Consider the following 23,623-nt stretch of genomic DNA (forward strand, 5'->3'; position numbering starts at 1 on the left):
TACTAAAAGTTATGTAAAAAATATCAGAATATTACTAGTACTATTTAATTATAATATAATTCATATGGCATTCAAGAGGAAGTTGGCACTTTAGGATAAATAAAGGAGATTCTCCAATTTGCACCATTCAAGTTATTTCTTTTATTAAAAACAAAAAAGCGTCTCTTAGCCGCAAATTCGACTAGGGAGACGCTTCAACTCTTCGTGTATGAAAGAATTATTTATAATAAAGGATTTTCATGTTTAGCTAGAAGACGTTGCCAGCGCTTTTCGATTTCTTCTTCCAATTCCATTAACATTTCATGATTTTCTTCTTTTAAGAGATGCTTTGTTTTGCCCATATATTTCAGCCATTCAGGTAATCCAACCCTTTTCTTCTTATCTTCAGGATTATAAGTAATGGTTGTTACCCCTTCTTCTACCTCGTACAGAGGGAAGAAGCATGTATTAACAGCCGCTTCGATAATCTTTTCACCATAGCGATCATCTGACTTCCAGTTCAACGGACAAGTAATAAGGATTTTGCCATATACCGTACCAACATTTTGCGCATACCATTGAGCCTTTGCAGCTTTCTTTATTAGATCCTGCGGGAATGCCTCTGCACCGGTAAAGACGTAAGGGATATTAGTTGAAGCCATAATTTGTGCTGTATCCTTATGATGGAATGCTTTACCCTTTTGTTTACGTCCGACATTGCTTGTACTTGTCATATGTCCTTTTGGGGTAGAATAGGACATTTGAGATCCTGTATTCATATATCCTTCATTATCATACTCAAGCATAATAAGGTTATGGTTTCTCAGTGCCGTTCCAATTGCGGACCCCATTCCAATATCCATTCCGCCATCACCCGTAATCATGACAAAAGTAGCATCATCTGAGATTTCGATTTCCCCGCGCTCCTTCAACTCTAAAAAGGCTTCCACTGTACCAGATAATGTAGCAGGTCCATTTTGGAATAGGTTGTGGATCATAGTTTGTTTATGTGAAGAATAAGGATATGCGGTTGTTGTCACATAAGCACAACCAGTTTGGAACAGCACAACCACATCTCCTTCAATCCCTTTAAAAAACAACTCTAATCCGGTAAATATTCCACAGCCTGGACAAGCTCCGTGTCCTGAAGCTATTCGCTTTGGCTTCGATGTTAATGAGCGTAACGGAGGAATTTTCACCTTTAATTTATTTGTTTCAGGATCCTTCTCAACGTGTATTAAGCCTGATTTGTAAACATCCCCATGCTGAGGGGTAATAACTGGCTTAAGCCCCCGATCTTTATTTCCAGGAACATGACCAAAATAATCAAAGGATTTTTTTGCATAGCCATTATTCATCGCCTCAATTGCTTCGTTGAAGAAATGCTCTGCATCATCTTCATAAAAATCTTTCCCGCCAAGTCCAAACACACGGCTTAACACAATGGTTTTATTATTTTTATCATCCTGTAATGCGGACTTTACTTCATGGGTTAAATTCGGGCCATTGCCGCCATAGGAATCAGCTCTTTCACCGATTAGCAGAGCTTTAATATTTTTTAGTGCTTCCCGAATTTCTTTTGCAGGGAATGGACGGATGATATTCGGGCTGATGACACCTGCTTTAATCCCTTTTTCTCTTAGTCTGTCCACCGTATCCTTCGCGGTTTCAGCAGCAGAGTTTAATAAGAATAAAGCAACCTCTGCATCTTCCATTTTGTATAATTCTAATACTGGGTATTCACGGCCGGAAATAGCAGCATAATCTATTGCAACTTCCTTGAATATGTCACCTGCAGCATACATCGCTTCAGATTGCTGAAAATGGTTATTCATTAAATCTTCGCCATTCATATGGGCACCAATCGTTACCGGTCTTTTTGGATCTCGGGCGAAATGATAATCTGTCGGGCACTCACCAACAAATTGCTGAACTACTTGGCGATCTTTAAAATAATTTACTTTTCTCTTTTGATGTGATGTAAAGAATCCGTCATATGCAACAATAACAGGGAGACGAACCTTTGAATGCTCAGCAATTTTGAGAGCCATTATATTCATATCATATACTGCCTGTGGTGTTCTCGCCGTTAATATTACCCACCCCGTATTTAAGGCAAAGTATAAATCTGAATGATCCCCTCTAATATCTAAAGGGCCGCTTACTGAACGAGTAACTAAATTCATAACCATTGGGAATCGGGTTCCGGATTGAACAGGAAGCTGCTCAAGCATATACATAAGCCCATTCGCACTTGTTGCGTTAAAAACCCTTGCACCTGTTGCGGCAGCTCCGTAACAAATCCCTGCTGAACCATGCTCTCCATCGGCTGGAATCAGCTTAATATTATGCTCTCCTCTTGCCTTCATTTGGTCTAAATACTGGGCGACCTCGGTTGATGGTGTAATTGGGAAATACCCCATAATATGGTAGTTTATTTGAGCTGCAGCCATTGCCGCCATTTCATTTCCGCTTTCAAAGGTTACCAATTGTTCTGCAGTATTTTTTTTAATTGATTGTTCTACTACCATTGCCATTATTAAATCCCTCCCGCTATGTAAGGAAATTTATGTTTTACCCAGTTTGCCTCAGCATAACCAATCGTTTCGCGCAAATCACTTAATGCCGTTGTTGGACAAGCCTCAACACACTTCAGACAGCCTTTGCAATATTGATAATCAATCCCTTTAAGGAACATTTGCTTCCGGCCGCGCTTATCTTCTCCTTCTTCCCATACAAAGCAATAATCAGGACAGACGGTATCACATGCAGCACAGTGAATACATGTCTCTTGATCATATTTTGGAAGGAACCCTTGTCTGGATCCGCTCAAGTCTTTTAAAATACTATTTCCTTGGGCTGTAATGATCCCGCCAATTTCTTGAGTTTCATATCCTAGTAACGGAAGCGGACGAGAGAATGCCTTTCCCTTGGCATCTTCTGGAGTTTCATATGTTTTGAATTGAACTTCGTTGTATCCCCGTTCGAATGTTCGAATATTTGGCTCTACAAGATGCGGGTATTTTTTTTCAAATGTTTTTCGAATGATGTCCTTCATTGACTCTGGATCAAGGAAATCACAAATACGGAATAATGCTCCTAGCATTGCTGTATTGACTTTTGTCTTTTCATCGACAGAAATTTGTAAGGCATCGATAATGGCTAATGTACCTGTTTCTAATTTCAAGTCTGCCTTGATCGAATCAAAGTCTCTGATGGAATTAACTAATAGAATCCCATCAGGCTCCAAACCGCTAACAACATCGACCGTTTTATATAATGCTTCATGAAAAACCCCGACAACATGCGGCTGCTCAATCGGACTATGCGCTCGAATTTCAACATCAGGATCACAATAACGTATAAAACTTTTCACTGGTGATCCTTTCTTTTCAGAGCCATATGATGAAAAGTTCGAACCGTTTAAACCTAATCCTAAAACTCCAGCTTCAGCAAGCATCTTTCCGGCTAGATTTGCTCCTAGCCCGCCAATTGACTCTAATCTAATTTCAAAAAAACCAAGCCCATTTTTCTTTGGTAATATTGACATAATCTCCCTCCCAAAATTCATCCTTTTCGTTTGTTTATACAAACTTGAAAGATCCCCTTTTGATATTGTATTAGAATGTTTAAAGTACCGCTGTGACAAAAGTCAAACATTCTAGCGAAATTGACTAAAACAGTTTGTGATTTTTTAAACAAAATCATTATTATCAGCATTGGAAACGGAATCACAATTATATAACAGATGTTTTTATGTATTATAACAGAGAGTTTCCTCTGATAAATTCCCATTATTCGGAAGTTGTTCCTCTCATTTACTAGTAATTCAAGTTTTAAAACATGATAGTGTGGGTATATATATTTTGAATCTTTTTAGGGGGTCTAAAAAGAGGAGGATATATGAAGAAACGAGAGTATTACTTTGATAATTCAAAATTTATTTTAATTTCCTTGGTCGTATTTGGGCATTTTCTTCAATCTTTTATTGAAGACAACGAGGCAACTTATACTCTATATAAGGTTATTTATACCTTCCATATGCCTGCGTTTATTCTTATCTCAGGGTATTTTGCCAAAGGCTTTAATAAAAAAGGATATATTTCTAAAATTTCTAGGAAGTTAATTCTTCCATATATCATTTTTCAAATCATCTATTCTGTTTTTTATTTCTTTCTATATAAAGAATCATCTTTCCAGGTTGATCCGCTCAAGCCACATTGGTCGTTATGGTTTTTAATCAGTTTGTTTTCTTGGAATATTATGCTGCGGGCTTTCACTAAATATAAAGCTTTATATTCACTCGCAGCAGCGTTTACTATTGGGCTAATAGTTGGATATGCTGACTGGATTACAAACTATTTAAGCTTATCAAGAACTTTTGTGTTCTTCCCACTTTTTCTAATTGGATATTATTTAAATAGAGAGCATTTTTCTTTGCTTCAATCTGCGAAAATTAAGATTGTATCCTTAAGCGTATTGGTAATTGTGTTTACTGGATTTTATTTTTTCCCAAGTTTGAATCATGAATGGCTGCTTGGGTCTAAGCCATATATAGAGATGGGGGCCGCATCCATTGGGGCTTTGTTTACACGTTTAGGTTTTTATGTATTAAGCTTGATTATGGTCTTCAGTTTTTTCTCTCTAGTTCCAAAACAGTATTATCCCTTTACAAAATTAGGAAGAAACACATTATATGTTTATCTTCTGCACGGATTTTTTATCCGTATTTTTAGGGAGAGTTCTGTACAAAAGTTTTTTGTCGAACCAAAAAACTTTCTGCTCTTAGCGGTTGTTTCTCTACTGCTTACTCTTCTATTATCCAGTAAAATAACCGTACCATTTGCACAGCCTCTTATTGAATTAGAAACAACTAAACTGAAAAACCTGCAAGCTAGGTTATCGACCATTATGCAATACTATCGGAAAAAGCTTTTAAACTAAGAAAACGGACGCCCTTATGCGTCCGTTTTTAGTCTAAATTATTGACTGCATTAGAACAGGAGTTTATAATAAAAATCTAATGTCCCAGTAGCTCAGTAGGATAGAGCGACAGCCTCCTAAGCTGTAGGTCGGAGGTTCGAATCCTCTCTGGGACGTAAAAAACGAAAAAACGCCAATTCCTTGATCATGAGGGATTGGCGGTTTATTTTACTCATCATAAAGTTTCTCAGCTTTTGCTAAAAATGACTTCGAAGGGGTCTCATATTTAATATATCCATCAATATTTGTAATCCAATGGTTGTCTCCTACGTCATATTGACCGCCATTTAAATGATCATATCCATAAACTCGGTAAACTTCTCCAGGATTTAGTATTCTAGAAAAGACCAATTTATTATTTTCTTTTCTTCTCCAAAGATTTATCGGTTTTAATATTTTGATTATCCCTTTTTGCCCCTTTTTAAATACTAACCCATCCCAAGTCGGAGGTTTTTCTGATTTTTCCTTAAGATTAAACGCCCTAACCAATCCGTTTACATGACCCCGTGCTATCCTTTCTATATACGAAAACTGACTTAGTTTTGAGGCATCATTTGGATTATCAATAAACCCATTTTCAGTTAGCATTGCTGGCATATTGGATTCTCGAAGCATATGAAAGTTTTCCTGTTTTTTTCCGCGATCCATTAAATTTATTTGTTTAACGATTTCTTCATGAATGATCTCTTGGTAAGAGGATGAATTTTGTCTTTTGCTTGGATGAATATAATCTTCAAATCCAGTACCCCCGCCAGAATTTATATGGACAGATAGCAGAAATTCAGCTCCCCATGCGTTTGCCATATTTGTACGTTGATTAAGGGATACGGTTTTATCACTTTCACGGCTTAATTTCACCTGAATATTTTCGTAAGCTGTTAGCATGGTCTGAATACGTTTTGAAATTTGCAAGGTTAGATTTTTTTCAAATAATCCATTCCCCACGGCACCTGGATCTGTTCCGCCATGTCCAGGGTCAATGAAAATTTTGACCATTCGAAATCAACTCCTTTACATAAAGTATGCAAAAAAATAAGCTGCCATGTGGGCAGCTTTACTGATTAATGATCGTTTATTGCTGGTAATTTATTCTAATCCCTAGAAAGAGCATGATAATAGTTTTATCTTTATATATCCTCCACCACAATATAAGCAGCCTTTGTTGGACCGTGTACTCCAACAACTAAGTTCATCTCTATATCCGCTGAATTGCTTGGACCAGTTATAAAGTTTACACATGAAGCAACTTGTTCTCCATTCTTTACTTTTTCCCTAATCAACCTTGCTGCTTGTGTCATACGTGGGACGATGGAGCTTTTCGGAATAATAATGACTGATGTTGCTGGCAAGAAGCTAATACTTCTGCCTCTATCTTTACCGCTTAAAAGGACAGCTGTACCAGATTCTGCTAAGGTGATTTCACTTATCGTAATCCCGACATTTGCTTTTTCTGCTAGCTTAATATTTTCTTCACCAACGCTTGAGTCCCAAACATCTACTTTAATATCCTCACTCGGCAGAATCTTATTGAATAAGGGAGAAAGCCCGAATTCATCGAATCGAGGGTCACACCATTTGATAATTGGTCCCCCACCATATTTGGTAATTATATTCTTTAATGTTTCGGGCAGCCCTGAAAGATTTGTTGTAATAAAGTCGGTGTGAATACTTTTGCATTGTTCCTTAAGGACTTGAAGCAGTTCATCCTTACTAGCATCCTTTAATACTGCATCCTGAGGTTGAAAGTTCCACACGGGTCTTTCAATCGTGCTTTCTAGCTGATCTCTCCCTAACCTCTTAGCAATCTTTGTTAAAAATGACTCCCTATTCTGGATGTTCCCAGCCATTATTTATCACCTCCAGTATGACGATTTGCAAACCAATCACGGAAGCGTTCTTTATTAGGTGCTGGGAAATCACGAATTTCTGTCCAAGCCTTAAGAGGACCTGGTCCTTTTGAAATTTTGTCCCCAATGGTAAATGGATTCATGGCAGCAGGCGCTACTTTTGAACCTATTTTATATAATGCAGGGGAAGCCGCTCCAAGCCCAAATGCCTTCATTGCCATTTTTTCTGAAATTGGCGCTTTTCCTTCTTTTTCAACAATGACTTGACGATGTTTATGGAGAAGTTCATGTAAAGGAATTTTGACCGGACAGGCTTCGGTGCAAGCGCCACAGAGAGTAGATGCATATGGAAGTTCTTTATAGTCGTCATATCCTCCTAATAAAGGGGACAGGACTGCTCCAATCGGACCAGAGTAGATGGAGCCGTAAGAATGTCCACCCACATGGCGATATACTGGGCAAACATTTACACATGCCGCACAGCGAATACATTGTAAAATAGATTGAAACTCTCCCCCTAATATATCGGAACGTCCATTATCGACAACGACTAAATGAAATTCCTCTGGTCCATCCGCATCCTCTTCTTCTCGAGGACCAGAAAGGACGGTTACATAGCTTGGCAGTTTTTGTCCAACCGCACTTCTTGTTAATAAACTAACAAGAACCTCCATTTCTTCAAAGGTTGGAACAAGTCTTTCCATTCCCATAACGGTTATTTGTGTTTTTGGCAAAGCCGTAACAAGATCAGCATTTCCTTCATTAGTCACTAAAGTAATGGATCCTGTTTCTGCAATTGCAAAGTTACAGCCTGTTATTCCTACATCTGCAGTTAAAAATTCATTTCGAAGCATTTTCCGCGAATGAGCGCATAATTCTGCAGGATCTTCAGTTTTCTCATAGTTTAATTTCTTAGCAAACACATCTCGAATTTGTTCTTTATTTTTGTGTAATGCTGGAGCTACGATATGTGAAGGAGGATCATGATCATCGACTTGTAAAATATATTCACCTAAATCTGTTTCAATTACTTCACAACCGATCTTTTCAAGACAAGCATTTAAGTGAATTTCCTCCGTGACCATTGATTTCGACTTTACTACCTTTTTTGCGTTTTTCTTTTCAATAACATCTTGAATATATGACGTTGCTTCTTCAGCAGTTTCCGCAAAGAAAACATGACCGCCTCTTTTAGCAACATTCTCGCTCAACTCATATAAATAATAATCTAAATTTTCAAGTACATGTTGACGGATCTCTTCTCCGAGCGAGCGCCATTCTTCCCAGTTGCCCAGTTCTTCTGCGGCTGCCAATCTTCTTGTATGAAGTCTTTCCTGTGCACTAGAAACGGCTCCTCTCATAAAAGAATTGTTAATGCCTGCATTGACTCTCTCGTCAAAATTTTCAGTGCCAATTTTCATTGCCATTATTCTCCCCCCTTTAACGGCTGTTTAATATTTCAGCAATGTGCATGACCTTTATTGGCTTCCCTTTTCGGTCGATGCGCCCGCCAATATTCATTAAGCATCCGCCATCTGCACCGATTAAATATTCGGCCTTCGTTTCCTCAATATGCTGAACCTTCTCATCAACCATTTGCTCTGATATTTGCGCCATTTTCACAGAGAATGTACCTCCGAAACCACAACAATTATGTTTGTTCGGCAGTTCTGTATATTCAAGCCCCTGTACATGACTTAATAGTTTAAGAGGTGCATCCTTTACACCTAGCAATCTCGTCATATGACAGGAAGTATGGTAAGTTGCCTTTCCTTCCAATTTGGCCCCTACATCCTCGACCTTTAAAACATCTACAATAAATTGAGTTAATTCATACGTTTTTTCAGCCAGTTCCTTTGCTCTTGGCTCCCAAACTGGATCTCCTCTAAAAATAGTCGGATATTCATGAAACATATAAGCGCACGATCCAGAAGGAGAGACAACATACTCTGAATCCTCGAATGCCTCGATCATTCTTTTCATCGCTTCTTTTGATTCTTTCACATAACCGCTGTTATAGGCAGGCTGTCCGCAGCAAACCTGATCTTTTGGAAAATCAATTGTACAGCCAAGCCGCTCTAGAACTTCAACTGTAGCCTTTCCAACATTACTTTGAAACATATCTACTAAACATGTAGCAAATAGGCTTACTCTCATAGCCAACCTTCTTTCTAATCATTTTTCTTACTATATTATTATTCTATCTATATTATTTAATGAAAGAAAGTGTGTGTTATCATATTTGTTCGAAAATTTTAACATAGAAAATAGGACAGTACCCCTAAGATACTGTCCTTCATTGAATTAAGCGTTCGTATATACCTCAGCTTTTTTATTTTCATGGCGAATGGTTGCTTGCGCTGCTGCTAATCGAGCTAATGGCACTCTATAAGGCGAACAGCTGACATAATCTAGCCCTGTCTTATAGAAGAACTCAATAGAGCTTTTCTCTCCCCCATGTTCCCCGCAAATACCTGTTTTAAGCGTTGGCTTTGTTTTTCTTCCAAGTTGTACACCTGTTTCCACAAGCTTTCCAACGCCATTTTGATCAAGTGCTGCAAATGGGTTTTCCGGAAGAACTTTGTTCTCAATATAGGCCTGAAGGAATTTCCCCTCTGCATCATCACGGCTGTAACCAAACGTTGTTTGAGTTAAATCATTTGTTCCAAATGAGAAGAAATCGGCTTCCACCGCTATTTCGTCCGCTGTCAAAGCAGCACGTGGAATTTCTATCATTGTACCAATTGTATACTTAATCTCCTTACCGGTCTCTGCCTGAACATGGTTTGCTGCATCAATCACTACTTGACGCATTTGTTTAAGTTCATTGACATGACCGACTAGCGGAATCATGATTTCTGGCTGAACATCTATCAATCTTTCAGCTAGCTTAGAGGCAGCGTAGAAGATCGCCTTTGCCTGCATTTCATAAATTTCCGGATACATCATTCCTAAACGGCAGCCACGAAGTCCAAGCATAGGGTTATACTCGTCTAATTGCCGTACCTTTTTAAGCAATTGCTCTTTTTGCTTTAATTCCTTCGATTCCGGATCTAAAATTTGAAGCCTTGTTACCTCAACGAGAAGCTCCTCTTTATGAGGCAAAAACTCATGAAGCGGAGGGTCAAGTAAACGAACATTTACTGGATATCCTTGCATCGCTTCAAAAATCCCTTCAAAATCCCCTTGTTGCATCGGTAAAAGCTGCTCAAGCGCTTCCTTTCTCTCATTGAAGCTTTCTGCTAATATCATTTTTTGAACAATTGGTATCCGCTTACTATCCATAAACATGTGTTCCGTCCTGCATAAACCAATACCGGCAGCGCCAAATTCGAAGGCTTTTTTCGCATCCTCTGGATTATCAGCGTTAGCCCGAACTGTAATATTACGCACTTCATCTGCCCATCCAAGTAATCGCTGAAATTCTTCCGACAGCTCTGGATCGATCATCGGGACTTCTCCAAGAATGATTTCTCCAGTTGAACCATCAATTGTTATGATATCTCCATACTTAATCACTTTTTCGCCAGCGGCAAATTGTTTGGCTTTTAAATCGATTTTTAAAGCTTCACAGCCGCATATACATGCCTTTCCCATTCCTCTGGCAACAACGGCAGCATGGCTAGTCATTCCTCCCCTGCTTGTCAAAATGGCTTGAGCAGCGACAATCCCATGAATGTCATCTGGGGTCGTCTCAGGACGAACAAGGATCACTTTTTTGCCTTCATTTGCCAATTGTTCTGCTTCATCAGCATCGAAAACTACCTGACCTGTCGCAGCACCAGGAGAAGCTGGAAGCCCTTTTGCTAAAATAGGCTTTACTGCTGAGTCATCAATCCTGCGGTGAAGAAGCTGATTTAACTGGTCAGGGTCAACACGAAGAAGAGCCGTTTCTTTATCAATAATCCCTTCATCTACCATTTCTACAGCAATGCGAATGGCAGCTTGAGCTGTTCTCTTTCCATTTCGCGTTTGAAGAATAAATAGCTTACCCCTTTCTACCGTAAACTCAATATCCTGCATTTCTAGATAATGCTGCTCAAGCTGCTGAGAGGTTTGAATAAATTGCTCAAATACTTCTGGCATTTCTTCCTTTAATGTTCGAATTGGCTGTGGAGTTCGAATTCCTGCAACAACGTCCTCCCCTTGAGCATTAATTAAATACTCACCGTAAAGCACCGGTTCACCCGTTGACGGATTTCTTGTAAAAGCAACACCAGTCCCTGAGTCATTCCCCATATTGCCAAATACCATACTTTGAATATTAACAGCTGTTCCAAGATGGTCAGGAATTTTGTTCAGGCGGCGGTAAACGATTGCTCGCTGATTATTCCAAGAGTTAAATACAGCACGGATAGCAAGGAAAAGCTGTTCCTTTGGATCCTCGGGAAATGCTTTTCTCGTATGTTTCTTCACAATTTCTTTATAACCGGCAATCACTTCTTTCCAATCTTCAGCCGTCAATTCAGGGTCAGTCGTATATCCTTTTTGTTCACGAGTTTCTTCTAATAATTGCTCAAAAAAATACGTGTCAATTTCTAGGACAACATTGCTGAACATCTGAATAAATCGGCGGTAGGAATCATACGCAAAACGGGGATTATTTGTTAAGTTCGCTAAACCAGTAACTGTTTCGTCATTCATTCCAAGGTTTAGGATTGTATCCATCATTCCAGGCATAGAAAAAACGGAACCTGAACGTACAGAAACAAGTAAAGGATTCTCAGCGTCTCCCAGCTTTTTTCCCATTTTCTCTTCCAGACGGGATAGAGCCTCTAATGTTTGCAGTTCAACTGAAGCAGGAATCGCTTTATCAGATTCATAATAAGCATTGCACGCTTCTGTTGTAATCGTAAAACCAGATGGTACCGGCAAGCCGATTTTTGTCATTTCCGCTAGATTTGCTCCTTTTCCTCCGAGCAAGTCTTTCATATTTCCATTACCTTCTTGAAATAAATAAACGAATTTCCCCATGATTTTTAGCTCCTCTCCTTTTTTAACACTTCCAGAATTAAGCCTGCTGTTTCTTCCACTGCCTTATTCGATACATTAATAATCGGACATCCAACACGCTTCATAATTTTCTCAGCATAATCCAATTCTTCAAGGATCCGAGCAAAGCTGGCATAGTTTGCTTGCGAGGCAAGTCCTAGTGCCTTTAATCGCTCCTTGCGTATTTCATTTAGTTTATCTGGTGAAATGATTAATCCAATACAATTCTTTCGTGGAATTTCAAATAGCTCGTCTGGAGGCGGAACCTCCGGAACTAATGGAACATTCGCAACCTTAAACCGTTTATGCGCTAAGTACATTGATAATGGTGTTTTTGACGTTCTCGAAACACCAATCAAAACAATGTCTGCTTTAGTTATACCTCGCGGATCACGCCCATCATCATATTTAACTGCAAATTCAATTGCTTCAATCTTCCTAAAATATTCTTCGTCTAACCTCCTCATTAACCCAGGACTATGATGTGGCTCTTTGTTAAACTGTGTTTGAAACGCATTCATTAAGGGGTTTAATAAATCAACAGCTACAATTCCTTCTTCCTTAGCTCTTTTATCTAAATGCTCCTTTAAAGCTGGAACAACAATCGTATAAGCAATGATCGATTGGTCTTTACTTGCTAGAATAATAATATCTTCAATATCCTCAATATCATCTACATATGAATTTCTGCGAATATCAATTCGACTGCCAATAAACTGAGTTGCTACCGCTTTTACGACAAACTCTGCAGTTTCCCCAACCGAGTCTGACACTACATAAACTATTTCCTTTCGCATCAACTTTTTGCAACTCCCCTGAGCTTATTTTTCTCCTATTTCTATATATGCGCGCGTTAAGGTTGTTTTCGTTATTCTTCCTAACAATAAATACGTGTTGCTTTTCTCCTTAACTTCTTTTACAACGGGTAAAGAATCAATATGAAAAGAAATCATTTTTTTGGCAGCCTCTAGCAATGTTTCTTCTGGATCAACTGTTTTAATATTTGGCATCCTCGTCATAATTACACTTACTGGAAGTTCCTGAAGATTCTTGTTTCCAAGTGATGCCCTTAGTAAATCCTTTCTTGAAACGACACCTGCTAAATACCCCTCAGAATCAACTGCATAAAGCGTACCAACATCTTCTAAAAACAACTGGACAATTGCATCATAAACAGAGGTCGAACTTTCAACTACAATTGGATGTGCTTTAAAATCCTTTACCTTTTGATTGATAAACTTTTCTGCCTGGCGCATGACTTGAAATTCCTCATTATAGAAATAGCCTACTCGAGGCCTGGCATCTATATTTCCAGTTCTTGTGAGTATAGCAAGATCTGGGCGTAAGGCAGCCCTAGAAAGGGAGAGCTTTTTAGCGATTTCATTTCCTGTTATTGGGCCATTACGTTTGACAATTTGAAGAATTTCATCCTGGCGATTGGATAATTTAATCATCACCACCCCCTAAGTAAGATAAGTATGTATTATTTTATATTACCATTATAATTATGACATACTTATTTGTATATAGTATATCCTATTTATTTTTCACCCTTTTTTCAAAATTGTTAAACTATCACTCCTTAATTGAATGATTCAAAGGAGGGCAGGTTTCCCATCTATCTATTTTGTCAACAATAAGTTATAATAATATGTTGTTATTTAATACTCTTAAAGGAGTTTCTTTCATGAAGATAATCTGTTCTACATTAAATGCAAAATATATTCACACGAATATTGCCATACGTTATTTAAAGGCTTATGCAAGCCCTGAATTTCATATAGAAATTGCTGAATATACAATTAAAGATCCAATTATGAATATCGTGACCGATTTAATTCGAAAGAAGCCGGAAGTAATCGGATTTAGCTGTTATATTTGGAATATCGAAGAAACGATTAAAGTAGTCAATATGATCAAAAAGATTAACCCATCTATTCAAATTGTCGTTGGCGGTCCTGAAGTTTCCTATGATGTTCTAGAATGGATGAAAAAGGTTAAGGATTTCGACTATATTGTTATTGGTGAAGGAGAAGAGACATTTAAGCAATTACTTTCAGGAATACAAGGAGAATTGGAGATTGAGCAAATACATGGGGTTGCTTATCGTAAGGATGGAGAGGTCAAAATCAATCCTCAGCGAAATAAGCTGGATCTTCGAGAATTACCATCTCCCTTCAGATTTGAAGAGGATATCCCTCACCTTTCCAAGCGTGTTACGTATATTGAGACAAGCCGCGGCTGCCCTTTTAGCTGTCAATTCTGCCTCTCATCGATAGAGGTTGGGGTTCGGTATTTCGACCGTGAAAAGATTAAGGACGATATTCGCTATTTAATGAAAAACGGCGCAAAAACGATTAAGTTTGTTGATCGGACATTTAATATTAGCAGAAGCTATGCGATGGAAATGTTTCAATTTTTAATAGATGAGCATTTGCCAGGGACTGTTTTTCAGTTTGAAATTACTGCAGACATCATGAGGCCTGAGGTCATTGAATTTCTAAATAAGGAGGCGCCGCCGGGTTTATTCCGTTTTGAAATAGGCGTTCAATCAACGAATGACTATACAAATGAACTTGTCATGAGAAAGCAAAATTTCGAAAAGCTTTCACGTACAGTGACAATGGTCAAAAATGGCGGAAAAATAGACCAGCATCTTGATTTAATTGCTGGACTTCCAGAGGAAGATTATCATTCCTTCCGAAAAACATTTAACGATGTATTCGAGATGAGACCTGAGGAACTGCAGCTTGGTTTCTTAAAATTATTAAGAGGGACAGGCCTGCGGTTGAGAGCTGCTCAGCACCAATATATTTATATGGATCATTCGCCTTACGAAATGCTCGGAAATAATGTATTATCTTTTGACGACATTATCCGGATTAAACAGGTTGAGGATGTATTAGAAAAATATTGGAATGACCATAGAATGGATTTCACTATTGAATATCTAGTAACGAAATCATTCTCATCTCCATTTGATTTCTTTCAGGAGTTCGGCAGCTATTGGGAGGAAAGAGGCTGGTCAAGAATTGGACATCAGCTAGAGGATTTATTTAGAAGACTTTATGAATTTCTTCAAAATAAGAACATAGCCGACTTAGATATTATAGAAGGTTTAATGAAGTATGATTATTTAATTAGACAAAAATATAGACCGAGAAAACCATGGTGGGATACCTCCGCTAGCTATGATAAGGCTGAAAGGTCAATTATTTATCAGGACATTATCCAAAATCCATCCATTTTAGGCTCTGAATTTGTTAAAATTGGCCTCAACGAAAAGGATATTTATAAGTACACTCTAATCGAAAGGCTTACATTTGATCTCGATAAATATTTAACTACCGGAGAAATCAACAAAAAGCCTACTTCCATCCTGACATATTTTGATTCAAGAAATGAAAAATCTTTCATTTTTTCTTCATCTAAAAATTAGTAATACTTTATCAGCCCCCTGCAATTAGCAGCGGGCTGATTTATTAACATTTCTTTTTTCTATTGTTTTTCTTTTCCTGATCTTCATTCATAAAGGGAAGCTCATAAAGCTTGCTCGCATTTATATCGCCAAACTCGTTGCCAAATTCAACATTGGCGTTTTTTTGTTTTTCTTTGTTTTTCCCCATTATGATCTGCCCTTTCTCCCTTGCTTAGAATTCCGGTTTGCCCCTTTCATTGGGTTTTCACCTTGGCTAAATTCTGCAGAGAATTCTGATTCCTCTAAGTTTTTCTTTGGGGTTTTCGTATGTTTTAGAGCAGCATCAAATTCCGCTTTTCTTTTTGCCATGACTGAAGCCTCCTATTGGAAATAGTACATTCTTATTATTTTCTTACAATATTTTTTCATTCAAAAAAAAATTCCCTTAAATTTCAATTTGAAACGGCTTATAAATCATCTGAATCAACAAACCCTAAAAAAAGACCAGCTATTTTCTATACACAAGAAAAGGGATGAATGAAATGGATAAAAAGGAAAAGGATGTTGGAAAGAATATTGGCATTGATGAGACTTTGCCGCATCAAATTGAAGCGCCTAGTTTCAAGGGAACAGGGATTAAAATGGAAGCACCCTTTGAAAATTCACATGGCGTTGTCATCGGTGATAGCTTCTATTCTTCAGAAAATTCCCCTTTAGAAAATTGGAGCAAGGACACGGATCCATCCATTATGGCTGGTGATGAATGGGTTCATCCGACGAATGATATTGGCTGGAATACGTCAGAAAACAAAGATCTGCTGGAAAGAAAAAAACGGCCACAAGGAGTTCCTTTTATGCACCCTACTCATGATGTAAGTAAGGGAACAGATTAAGATAGAGGGGCTGTCTTATAAGGACAGCCCCTCTTTCTTTACCCTATAATCACTCGTTCTTTCGGATAATGATAATTTGTCTTTTTCTCTTTACCGCCAATAATAAATAAGAAGGATGTTAACCCGATTCTTCCAATAAACATTAGGACCATTAGAATGCATTTTCCAAAGCTGCTTAGATCGGCCGTAATCCCCATGGAAAGACCCGTTGTACCAAAAGCAGAGCAAACCTCGACTATAATGGCAATAAGCTCATGCTGGCTATCAGATATGCTTAGAATAACAACAGATATAAAACACATGACCATCGCTAATATTGTAATGGCTAAAGATTTAAGAATATCATCTTGGTGAAGCTCACGGTTAAATATCTTAATATCCCTATTTCCTTTTGCAAAATGAAAAATAAATAAGATATTTAATGCAAATGTCGTAGTTCTTATACCCCCGCCTACTGAACTTGGTGAAGCGCCGATGAACATTAGAATACTTATGACCAATAAGGTAGGCATTGTAAACTCACTAATATCCATCGTTGTAAGACCGGCACTTCTCGTTGAAGCAGCTTGGAAAAACGCATAAAAAAAGCCTTTATGCCATGTAACTCCCTTCAAAAAGTGATTAAACTCTAACAGTAATATGAATATTGTTCCTATAATCAGGAGGCCGGCATAAGTAATGGTTGTAAGTTTCGTAAATAATGAAAATCGGAAACGACCCTCTAATTCAGTTTTATTAAATAAATATTCCTTTACTTCAATTAATACTGGGAAGCCTATCGCTCCGAGGATAATCAATAGGATGTTAATTAATTGAACAAAATAATCACCTGCAAAGGGAACGAGTGAAGATCCTCTTATATCCATTCCCGCATTCGTTGTTGCACTAATCGAGGCGAATAAACCATGAAGGAATGCATCCTCCCATGTAGGATAATATTTCAAAAAATGAAAGCCTAGGATTAATGCCCCTAGCAGTTCAATTAAAAGGATAATTTTGATTATTTCTCTAATCAAATGTACAAGACCAGATAATGAAATTTGATTGTGGTCTATCATTATAAGACGTCTACTCCGCAGGCCAATCTTTCTCCCTAATAGCATCCAGAAAAACGTGCCGATTGCCATGATTCCCAGACCGCCGAATTGCAAGACAATCATAATGACAAAATATCCAAATACACTGTAGGTCTCTGATATATCTACAACAGTTAAACCTGTCACACTCACGGCACTTACAGCAGTAAATACCGTATCTATAAAATCAATTTCTACACCAGGTTTATGTACATATGGAATGCTAAGAAGCAATACTGAAATTGTAACTGCCAGTAAATAATAGCTTGTTATAACCTGAGCAGGTGTTAGTCTACCTAAACGGACTTTTGCCTTTCTCCACATGAATTAAATTTCCTTTCCTTTCTTTTCATACCCTCTATCATAAAGAATTAATCTTTATTATGAAAGTCATTTCTAATTATTTTTTATCTTACAGCTAGAAATTAAATAATACTTTGCAGTTCACATATTATTTGCTATTACGAAAAATATTTCCACTTATGAATTGACCATTTATAAACATACTACAATTACAGAGAAATAAATAACCTCTGTTAAACAATAATAGGAGTTGAGAAAAATTGGCAAATAGCAGCAATAAATTATTAGTTCCCGGAATAGAGCAATATTTAGATCAAGTTAAATATGAAATTGCAGAAGAATTTGGGGTTCAGCTTGGTTCGGATACCGTCTCCCGAGCAAATGGTTCAGTAGGCGGGGAGATTACAAAGAGACTAGTGCAGCAAGCACAGGCGAGTATGTCTGGAAATAACCTCTAGCTTTAAGTGTATATGAACTGAATATATGATGGATCAAAAAAAGTCCGGTTCCCTTTACCGGACTTTTCATTACAATTTATGTTAATCCCTATCGTTATCCTTCTTATCCTTATCATAATCCTTGTTATTCTTATCGTTATGTCTATTGTCATTGTCATTGTCATGATGCCTATTACTTCTGTCTGATCCGTTTCTTTGGTTTGAATTAGATGTTCCTTTATTATGCACGTAACCTTTCGAGTTTAATTGGGCTTCTTTTCCATTCCCTCTTTGATTGGAGGGATTTCCCTCTTTGTTATTGTGCTTATTTTTTTCTAATTGATGCTCATTTTTATTTTTATTTTCATTTACATTTTCCTGTTTATTACCGTTGTTATTTTTGACACGATCCTCCTTTTTTTCTTGACCAGGAGGGATTGCTTTTTCAAATTGACTTTTGTTTGCTTGGTCAGATTTATTACTTTGATTAGAATCTTGCTCTTTTTTTAGCTGACCAGGGGGGATAGTAGAATGTTCACTATTATGACTTTTTTCGTTTTCTGTATTGTTAGTCTTTTGAGTTTGATCCGGCTTCTTATTTTCTAGCTTGTTATATTTATGTGACCCAGAATTGTTTTCAGTTTTCTTTTTCAATTGAGTTTCTTTATATGATCCAATGGATAGTCCTTTTTCCTTTGCTTCTTTTCTATCATTTGGGGATGCATCCATAACCTTTACATCAAGCTTTTCCTTTTGAATATTCTCTTTTATTTCAGTAATTTCTTCATTCAACTTCGTTTCAAGTGCTTTATTGTCTTTCTTTGTATTCACAGTGGCAATAACGATCTCATAATTATTTTTGGCATACCCTTGATTTATAATTTCCTTTATAATCTGACCCGTGATGTCCTGAATATCTTTTTTCTTCCAATCATGTATATGTTTAACTATTTGTTCCCCTTTTTCATTGTAAGGCAAAATGTCAATTACTTGGAACTTATCATTAATCGCTAATTCAATACTTGAATTACTATCAATAGACATATAGGCATAAACCTCATTATTACCATTAAAAGTAAAAACAGAAGTACCTACTAGTATGATCACAATAGCTGCTGCAATTATGGCTTTAGCTTTTAAGGTCGAAAATAAGGTAAATAATGTCCGATTATTGGTATTATCGATACTTAGTGGATAAAAATCGATTTCCTGACCAATTTCGTATTGTCTATTAAGTTTTGCCGCACGCAGAAATTCACCTTCTGGGGTTAATAGCGTTAAAAAACGTTCATTTATCTCCATTATTATTCCAGTTTTCACGTTTCCAACACCCCTTTAATATAATCCCTTAAATACACATAATCACCAATTAAAATAAGTGACATAGCAATTATGTATTTTCTATTTCTTTCAATTGTCTTTCTACTAATAGAAACATAGTTTTCAAGCTGTTTAATGGGCAATCTTTTCTTTTCAAGTAAAATATGCTTAAGCTCACTATGATCAGCAATTAATTGTGCGACCATCATTGCATTTTTTCTTGCATCCGCATGCTTTGGAGATTGCTGAAGTAAATCATTAAACGAAAGCTCGAATTGATGAAGAACTTCATTAAATTGAAGGATTTCTTCCCTTCTTGATTCTTCATCTGTTTTCCTTTTGTAATCAATTATTGATAGCTCATTTTCAATCGCATTTCCAGTCTGATCTTCTTCACTTTCATTTGCCGTGTAATCTAGCTTCAATATTTGGTGCCTAGACTGAGTCCGAATATAATCAATAACCCTTCGTTTTATTAAGACCTCAGAAAAACTTATTAATGAACTCCCTTTTTCAGGAGAATATTTTTGAATCGCTTCATTAAAAGCTATTAGACCTATGCTGAATTCATCATCTGAGTCATGTATGAATCTCTTACAAACGGATGACACGGTCTTAGCAATAAATGGTTTATATGAATTTATTAGTTCATTTTGAAGGTTCGTATCGCCTTGCTGAATTAAATAAACTGTTTCTTCCATTGTTTTTTTTCGTTTTTTTGCCATGAACAACAAACCTAGCAATAGCCTCACCTCTTTATCCAAAACACATTATATCATACGATGGCGAGGAACGTTTTTTAAGGGTTGGCTGCATGATAAGGAAAAGAGAACTTAAATTAAGTCCTCTTTTTCTTATAAATTAATAAATCTTTACAAAAAATTAGTCGTTTTTCCCATTTCCTTTATTTTCATGATCCTTTTTATGTGAGTGTTTGTGATCATGCTTTGCTTCTTGAGCCTGTTTTCCGGCTTTTTTTAATTCTTCACGTTGTTCCTTTGCTTCCTTACGAGCTTGCTTTGCTTCTTGTTTAGCAGCTTCACGCTTTTGTTTTTCTTCTGCTTTAGCTACCTCACGAGCTTGTTTTTCTTCTGCTTTTGCTAATTCACGAGCTTGTTTTTCTTGCTGCTTCTTTAATTCATGTGCTTTTTTCGCCTCAGCACGTTCCTCAGCTTTCTTTGCTTTTTCCTCTAGCTTCTTATTTTCCCCTTCAGCTTGAGTAGTTTTCTCTTGAATAACAGCTTCATCATTATCACTGGTTACAACTTCTTGAGCTGTTTTATCTGTAGTTGTATTCTCATCCTTGCTTACTTCGTCATTTGCCTCTGCTTTTTCGGTGATAGCCTCTGACTCTTCATCTATTCCATATTTTTTGTTTAGTTTCTCAATCTTTTTCGCTAGTTTCGCATAGCTTTTATCAATATTTTTTTGCAGTGCAGCCTTTGCAACTGGATTTTTCACCTTTTCCAGTGCCGCTTTTAAAGCAATAATGTTTTGTGACATTAATTCTTGCATTTCATCGGCTGGCTTATCTGCTTTATCTACATCAACCGTCACTTCATCATTTGCAGCCACTTCTTCAGCATCAGTCTTTTCTTTTTCTGTCTGTTCTACTTTTTCAGTATCCTTTTCAACAGACTCTTCACTCGTAGTGTCTTCTTGTTCTTTATTCACTTGATCTTCTGCTTTTGTAATATTTTTTAGCGCTTCTTCAATTACTTTCATTGCCTCTTCTTCTTTTTCCTTTGCAAAAAGTGCTTCAGCTTCAGCTAGGCGCTCTGCTGCAAAGGTGGCAAGTAATTTTGCTTCCTTTTCATCATCAAAGGTAAGGGCTAATTTGATTTTTTCTAAGGCAATTTTCGCAAAGTAGAAAAAATTCCCAGGAACTAGAGATGGCTTTTCAGCACTGACTACATCTTCTGTACTTTCCTGATTATTCGTTTCAGCATCTAATTCTTTATTTTCAGTTTGGACATTATTTTCACTTGTTTGATTGTCCAAAACTACCGTTTGATAAGGTTCTTGGTTTTCTGTATTTTCGGCTGCTGATGTTAGAGAGGCAGAAAATGTGAATGTTCCTGCTAAGACTAATGCTAAAGTTCCTTTTGCTATTTTGTTTAATTCCTTAGTTGATAAAAATTTCATCTTTTTTCACCTCATAGTTATTTTCTTAGCGGCCGCTATTTTCACTACAACTGTACGGAGGTGATTAGATAGTTTTTGGGGGTTATTAGATAAAAAAATTAATAAACACAAAAAAAGCCTTAACAAAAACAGTTGTTAAAGCTTAAAAACACTATATAGCACTTTGTTTCCTAATTGTTAAAATTAACCACCTTATTAGAAACCCAATAACTAATCCTGGAATTAAAAAAAGCATAGGTAAAAACACTGGCCCAAATAACACCCCAAAAAGGGTTAGTTTTGTCGAATACATTAGCCCTACTGTAATAAAATAGGCACTAAAGACAAATGGAAGATAGGAAAACTCTTCGGTTTTTGTCATTGCACTTCGATATGCATCCCACATAGCAAACATATATAAACATGGATAAAACATTAACCATTGGAAATCAGTCACTTCAATCGCATTATCAATTTCCCCCATAAAGCTATACATGATGGCCATATTGAAATTGCTGAATACATTAATCATAAATTCGAGCACAACTAAAAAAAGGCCCTTCCATAAATGTCCCGATAATAACTGACTAAATCCAGGCAGAGCAATACTCCATAATATAGCTTCCAATTTTGTAAATGTTTTCATCTCATCACCAGCCAAGTTTCGATAGTATTATTTTGCTCTGAGAAGGCGCTAAATATTTTCCACTTCCCAAATAATTTCCAATTTAATTCCTATAACATTCGACAAAAATTCAAAAAAAAGTGAAAGAACAGCCTAAAATAAGCAGTTCTTTCACTTTTTTACAATAGTAAAGCCCGTAATACCATAAAAAATAGTTATAATTGGAGATAAGAGGCAAAAGAAGGTGAAAGGTAAGTAGCTAATCGTATCAACACCTAAAATACCTGTTAAAAACACACCGCAAACTCCCCATGGAACGAGTGGATTAATAACGGTTCCGGCATCCTCCAGCACCCTTGAAAGACTTTTTGGATGTAATCCTGCTTTTTCATAAGCTTCTTGATAAGCTTTTCCTGTTAAGAGGATAGAAAGATATTGTTCCCCAAGAAGAAAATTAATGCCGATGGCAGTTCCGGCAGTTGAGGCAATTAATGCTGGAACACGATTTAAGCAGCCCTTTATTCCCTCTAATAATGCAGGTAATATTCCTAATTTAAATAACAAACCGCCCATTGAGAGAGCCAGCAAGACTAATGAAATGGAAAACATCATGCTTTCCATTCCTCCCCCTGTTAATAGGGAATCCACTTCCTTTACACCACTATTAGATTGAAATCCAAAATATAAAAGATTCATCATTTTATTTAAGTCAAAGCCCTTTTGTACAAAGAAACTAATGAATAGTGCCGATAAAATACTTGCAGACAAAGTTGTAATGGCTGAAACTTTCTTTATCGCTAAATAACTTAATATTAAAAAGGGGGCAAGGGAATACCAATGAACAAATCCTTGATCGATTAAAGTCTGCTTTAATAAGCCGATTTGAGCAAAATTCGAAACAGCCTCTGCAGGAGATAAAACGGCAAATAGGACGAATGAAATGAGAAATGCAGGCACAGTAGTCCAAGCCATATTTTTTATATGATCAAATAAATCCACCTTAACGATCATCGATGCCAGATTCGTTGTATCTGATAGCGGAGACATCTTATCCCCAAAGAAGGCACCTGAGATAACCGCTCCAGCCGTTAATGCTTCTGACAAGCCTAGAGCGGAGGATACGCTCATAAATGCAACGCCAATCGTTGCAGCTGTCGTCAATGAGCTGCCAATGCTTAGACCAATAATAGAGGACACGGCAAAAGCAATTGCATAGAAAAACTTCCCGTTCACACCTTCTAACGCTAAGTAAATAAAAGTTGGAATCGTTCCGCTTGCCATCCAGCTGCTAATTAACATGCCAATAAAGAAAAAAATAAAAATAGCCCCAAGACCGGATTTTGCTCCACTTGTAAGGCCATCCTCTAAATCTCTCATACTTATTTTCTTTAAAAGTCCAAAACCTATTAGACACATAATAGCCAAGACAATCGGTATATGAGGGACTACACCAGAAAAAATGATCGTACTGCTGATTCCACCTAATATTATGGCTGTAATGAAAAAAGCTTCCAAAGGCCTTAGAGTTATTGCTTGTTGTATACGTTCCATGATGTGACTCTCCTTTGTTTCCAAGAACATTTACACTTGAACGCTTTTTAGCACTAAAGTATAAATCATAATATT

At 37.1% G+C, this 23,623-nt stretch carries 21 protein-coding genes and 1 tRNA gene; 5 read left to right on the plus strand and 17 right to left on the minus strand.

Translation table 11 applies throughout. The features are described from left to right. Positions 1-221: 221 nt before the first annotated feature. Positions 222-2,516 (minus strand): thiamine pyrophosphate-dependent enzyme, encoded by a 2,295-nt coding sequence (locus tag V7122_RS09300; protein ID WP_335355600.1) that lies wholly within the window; start codon positions 2,514-2,516, stop codon positions 222-224. Between the two features lie 2 nt (positions 2,517-2,518). Beyond that, positions 2,519-3,529 (minus strand): 2-oxoacid:acceptor oxidoreductase family protein, encoded by a 1,011-nt coding sequence (locus V7122_RS09305; protein WP_335355601.1) that lies wholly within the window; start codon positions 3,527-3,529, stop codon positions 2,519-2,521. A gap of 353 nt (positions 3,530-3,882) precedes the next feature. On the opposite strand from V7122_RS09305, the gene V7122_RS09310 reads away from it, so the two are divergent. Further along, the gene (locus V7122_RS09310) at positions 3,883-4,923 is read left to right on the plus strand and encodes an acyltransferase family protein (RefSeq protein ID WP_335526438.1); all 1,041 of its coding nucleotides are present in this window, start codon (positions 3,883-3,885) and stop codon (positions 4,921-4,923) included. Between the two features lie 81 nt (positions 4,924-5,004). Further along, positions 5,005-5,078, plus strand: a tRNA-Arg gene (locus V7122_RS09315). 52 nt (positions 5,079-5,130) lie between these two features. On the opposite strand, the gene V7122_RS09320 is transcribed toward V7122_RS09315, so the two are convergent. The 7 genes from V7122_RS09320 to V7122_RS09350 form a co-directional block, all read right to left on the minus strand. After that, positions 5,131-5,958 (minus strand): N-acetylmuramoyl-L-alanine amidase family protein, encoded by an 828-nt coding sequence (locus V7122_RS09320; RefSeq protein ID WP_335355492.1) that lies wholly within the window; start codon positions 5,956-5,958, stop codon positions 5,131-5,133. Between the two features lie 131 nt (positions 5,959-6,089). Further along, complete coding sequence (locus V7122_RS09325; RefSeq protein ID WP_335355491.1) at positions 6,090-6,809, minus strand: LutC/YkgG family protein; 720 nt, start codon at positions 6,807-6,809, stop codon at positions 6,090-6,092. Then, complete coding sequence (locus tag V7122_RS09330) at positions 6,809-8,236, minus strand: LutB/LldF family L-lactate oxidation iron-sulfur protein (RefSeq protein ID WP_335355490.1); 1,428 nt, start codon at positions 8,234-8,236, stop codon at positions 6,809-6,811. Before V7122_RS09330 ends, V7122_RS09325 begins: the two co-directional genes overlap by 1 nt. A gap of 13 nt (positions 8,237-8,249) precedes the next feature. Continuing rightward, positions 8,250-8,966 carry a (Fe-S)-binding protein gene (locus tag V7122_RS09335; RefSeq protein WP_335355489.1) on the minus strand — a complete coding sequence of 239 codons (717 nt, stop codon included), beginning with the start codon at positions 8,964-8,966 and terminating at the stop codon, positions 8,250-8,252. 147 nt (positions 8,967-9,113) lie between these two features. After that, positions 9,114-11,783: a pyruvate, phosphate dikinase gene (gene ppdK, locus V7122_RS09340; protein ID WP_335355488.1), complete on the minus strand. Its 2,670-nt coding sequence runs from the start codon at positions 11,781-11,783 to the stop codon at positions 9,114-9,116. Positions 11,784-11,788: 5 nt separating this feature from the next. After that, complete coding sequence (locus V7122_RS09345; protein ID WP_335347434.1) at positions 11,789-12,601, minus strand: pyruvate, water dikinase regulatory protein; 813 nt, start codon at positions 12,599-12,601, stop codon at positions 11,789-11,791. A 21-nt stretch (positions 12,602-12,622) separates the two neighbouring features. Continuing rightward, complete coding sequence (locus V7122_RS09350; RefSeq protein WP_335347433.1) at positions 12,623-13,255, minus strand: helix-turn-helix transcriptional regulator; 633 nt, start codon at positions 13,253-13,255, stop codon at positions 12,623-12,625. A 233-nt stretch (positions 13,256-13,488) separates the two neighbouring features. Here V7122_RS09350 and V7122_RS09355 point away from each other — a divergent pair, with 233 nt between their 5' ends. Further along, positions 13,489-15,240, plus strand: a complete 1,752-nt coding sequence (locus tag V7122_RS09355; protein WP_335482934.1) for a B12-binding domain-containing radical SAM protein — start codon at positions 13,489-13,491, stop codon at positions 15,238-15,240. A gap of 43 nt (positions 15,241-15,283) precedes the next feature. Here the strand turns inward: V7122_RS09355 and V7122_RS09360 are convergent, their stop codons facing one another. Both V7122_RS09360 and V7122_RS09365 read right to left on the minus strand, forming a co-directional pair. Beyond that, positions 15,284-15,427: a hypothetical protein gene (locus tag V7122_RS09360; RefSeq protein WP_335355486.1), complete on the minus strand. Its 144-nt coding sequence runs from the start codon at positions 15,425-15,427 to the stop codon at positions 15,284-15,286. Continuing rightward, positions 15,427-15,588: a hypothetical protein gene (locus V7122_RS09365; RefSeq protein WP_335482932.1), complete on the minus strand. Its 162-nt coding sequence runs from the start codon at positions 15,586-15,588 to the stop codon at positions 15,427-15,429. Before V7122_RS09365 ends, V7122_RS09360 begins: the two co-directional genes overlap by 1 nt. 173 nt (positions 15,589-15,761) lie before the next feature. On the opposite strand from V7122_RS09365, the gene V7122_RS09370 reads away from it, so the two are divergent. After that, positions 15,762-16,112 (plus strand): DUF3905 domain-containing protein, encoded by a 351-nt coding sequence (locus tag V7122_RS09370; protein WP_438823952.1) that lies wholly within the window; start codon positions 15,762-15,764, stop codon positions 16,110-16,112. Positions 16,113-16,150: 38 nt separating this feature from the next. On the opposite strand, the gene V7122_RS09375 is transcribed toward V7122_RS09370, so the two are convergent. Further along, on the minus strand, positions 16,151-17,512 hold the full coding sequence (locus tag V7122_RS09375; protein WP_335482930.1) for a TrkH family potassium uptake protein: 1,362 nt from the start codon (positions 17,510-17,512) through the stop codon (positions 16,151-16,153). Between the two features lie 239 nt (positions 17,513-17,751). Between V7122_RS09375 and V7122_RS09380 the strand changes: the two genes are divergently transcribed. Next, complete coding sequence (locus V7122_RS09380) at positions 17,752-17,949, plus strand: alpha/beta-type small acid-soluble spore protein (RefSeq protein ID WP_335354005.1); 198 nt, start codon at positions 17,752-17,754, stop codon at positions 17,947-17,949. A gap of 81 nt (positions 17,950-18,030) precedes the next feature. On the opposite strand, the gene V7122_RS09385 is transcribed toward V7122_RS09380, so the two are convergent. The 5 genes from V7122_RS09385 to nhaC all read right to left on the minus strand — a co-directional run bounded on the left by V7122_RS09385 (position 18,031) and on the right by nhaC (position 23,548). Further along, positions 18,031-19,248 carry an anti-sigma factor domain-containing protein gene (locus V7122_RS09385; protein ID WP_335354006.1) on the minus strand — a complete coding sequence of 406 codons (1,218 nt, stop codon included), beginning with the start codon at positions 19,246-19,248 and terminating at the stop codon, positions 18,031-18,033. Continuing rightward, entirely contained in the window at positions 19,245-20,000 is a 756-nt protein-coding gene (gene sigI / locus V7122_RS09390; protein ID WP_335346909.1) for an RNA polymerase sigma factor SigI, read from the minus strand. Before sigI ends, V7122_RS09385 begins: the two co-directional genes overlap by 4 nt. 130 nt (positions 20,001-20,130) lie before the next feature. Next, positions 20,131-21,393, minus strand: a complete 1,263-nt coding sequence (locus tag V7122_RS09395) for a DUF5667 domain-containing protein (RefSeq protein WP_335354007.1) — start codon at positions 21,391-21,393, stop codon at positions 20,131-20,133. A 151-nt stretch (positions 21,394-21,544) separates the two neighbouring features. After that, a complete protein-coding gene (locus V7122_RS09400) occupies positions 21,545-22,018 on the minus strand; it encodes a hypothetical protein (protein ID WP_335354008.1) in 474 nt (157 codons plus the stop codon). Between the two features lie 150 nt (positions 22,019-22,168). Continuing rightward, positions 22,169-23,548 (minus strand): Na+/H+ antiporter NhaC, encoded by a 1,380-nt coding sequence (gene nhaC, locus V7122_RS09405; protein WP_335526440.1) that lies wholly within the window; start codon positions 23,546-23,548, stop codon positions 22,169-22,171. Positions 23,549-23,623: the final 75 nt, after the last annotated feature.

The organism is Bacillus sp. JJ1532 (assembly GCF_036965085.1).
GTDB lineage: Bacteria > Bacillota > Bacilli > Bacillales > Cytobacillaceae > Cytobacillus.

What these genes read in the sequence shown, in the direction of transcription:
- V7122_RS09300 (WP_335355600.1), bottom strand. Translation starts at nt 2,516, where the DNA reads ATGGCAATGGTAGTAGAACAATCAATTAAAAAAAATACTGCAGAACAA.
- V7122_RS09305 (WP_335355601.1), bottom strand. Translation starts at nt 3,529, where the DNA reads ATGTCAATATTACCAAAGAAAAATGGGCTTGGTTTTTTTGAAATTAGA.
- V7122_RS09310 (WP_335526438.1), top strand. Translation starts at nt 3,883, where the DNA reads ATGAAGAAACGAGAGTATTACTTTGATAATTCAAAATTTATTTTAATT.
- V7122_RS09320 (WP_335355492.1), bottom strand. Translation starts at nt 5,958, where the DNA reads ATGGTCAAAATTTTCATTGACCCTGGACATGGCGGAACAGATCCAGGT.
- V7122_RS09325 (WP_335355491.1), bottom strand. Translation starts at nt 6,809, where the DNA reads ATGGCTGGGAACATCCAGAATAGGGAGTCATTTTTAACAAAGATTGCT.
- V7122_RS09330 (WP_335355490.1), bottom strand. Translation starts at nt 8,236, where the DNA reads ATGGCAATGAAAATTGGCACTGAAAATTTTGACGAGAGAGTCAATGCA.
- V7122_RS09335 (WP_335355489.1), bottom strand. Translation starts at nt 8,966, where the DNA reads ATGAGAGTAAGCCTATTTGCTACATGTTTAGTAGATATGTTTCAAAGT.
- ppdK (WP_335355488.1), bottom strand. Translation starts at nt 11,783, where the DNA reads ATGGGGAAATTCGTTTATTTATTTCAAGAAGGTAATGGAAATATGAAA.
- V7122_RS09350 (WP_335347433.1), bottom strand. Translation starts at nt 13,255, where the DNA reads ATGATTAAATTATCCAATCGCCAGGATGAAATTCTTCAAATTGTCAAA.
- V7122_RS09355 (WP_335482934.1), top strand. Translation starts at nt 13,489, where the DNA reads ATGAAGATAATCTGTTCTACATTAAATGCAAAATATATTCACACGAAT.
- V7122_RS09360 (WP_335355486.1), bottom strand. Translation starts at nt 15,427, where the DNA reads ATGGGGAAAAACAAAGAAAAACAAAAAAACGCCAATGTTGAATTTGGC.
- V7122_RS09365 (WP_335482932.1), bottom strand. Translation starts at nt 15,588, where the DNA reads ATGGCAAAAAGAAAAGCGGAATTTGATGCTGCTCTAAAACATACGAAA.
- V7122_RS09370 (WP_438823952.1), top strand. Translation starts at nt 15,762, where the DNA reads ATGGATAAAAAGGAAAAGGATGTTGGAAAGAATATTGGCATTGATGAG.
- V7122_RS09375 (WP_335482930.1), bottom strand. Translation starts at nt 17,512, where the DNA reads ATGTGGAGAAAGGCAAAAGTCCGTTTAGGTAGACTAACACCTGCTCAG.
- V7122_RS09395 (WP_335354007.1), bottom strand. Translation starts at nt 21,393, where the DNA reads ATGAAATTTTTATCAACTAAGGAATTAAACAAAATAGCAAAAGGAACT.
- V7122_RS09400 (WP_335354008.1), bottom strand. Translation starts at nt 22,018, where the DNA reads ATGAAAACATTTACAAAATTGGAAGCTATATTATGGAGTATTGCTCTG.
- nhaC (WP_335526440.1), bottom strand. Translation starts at nt 23,548, where the DNA reads ATGGAACGTATACAACAAGCAATAACTCTAAGGCCTTTGGAAGCTTTT.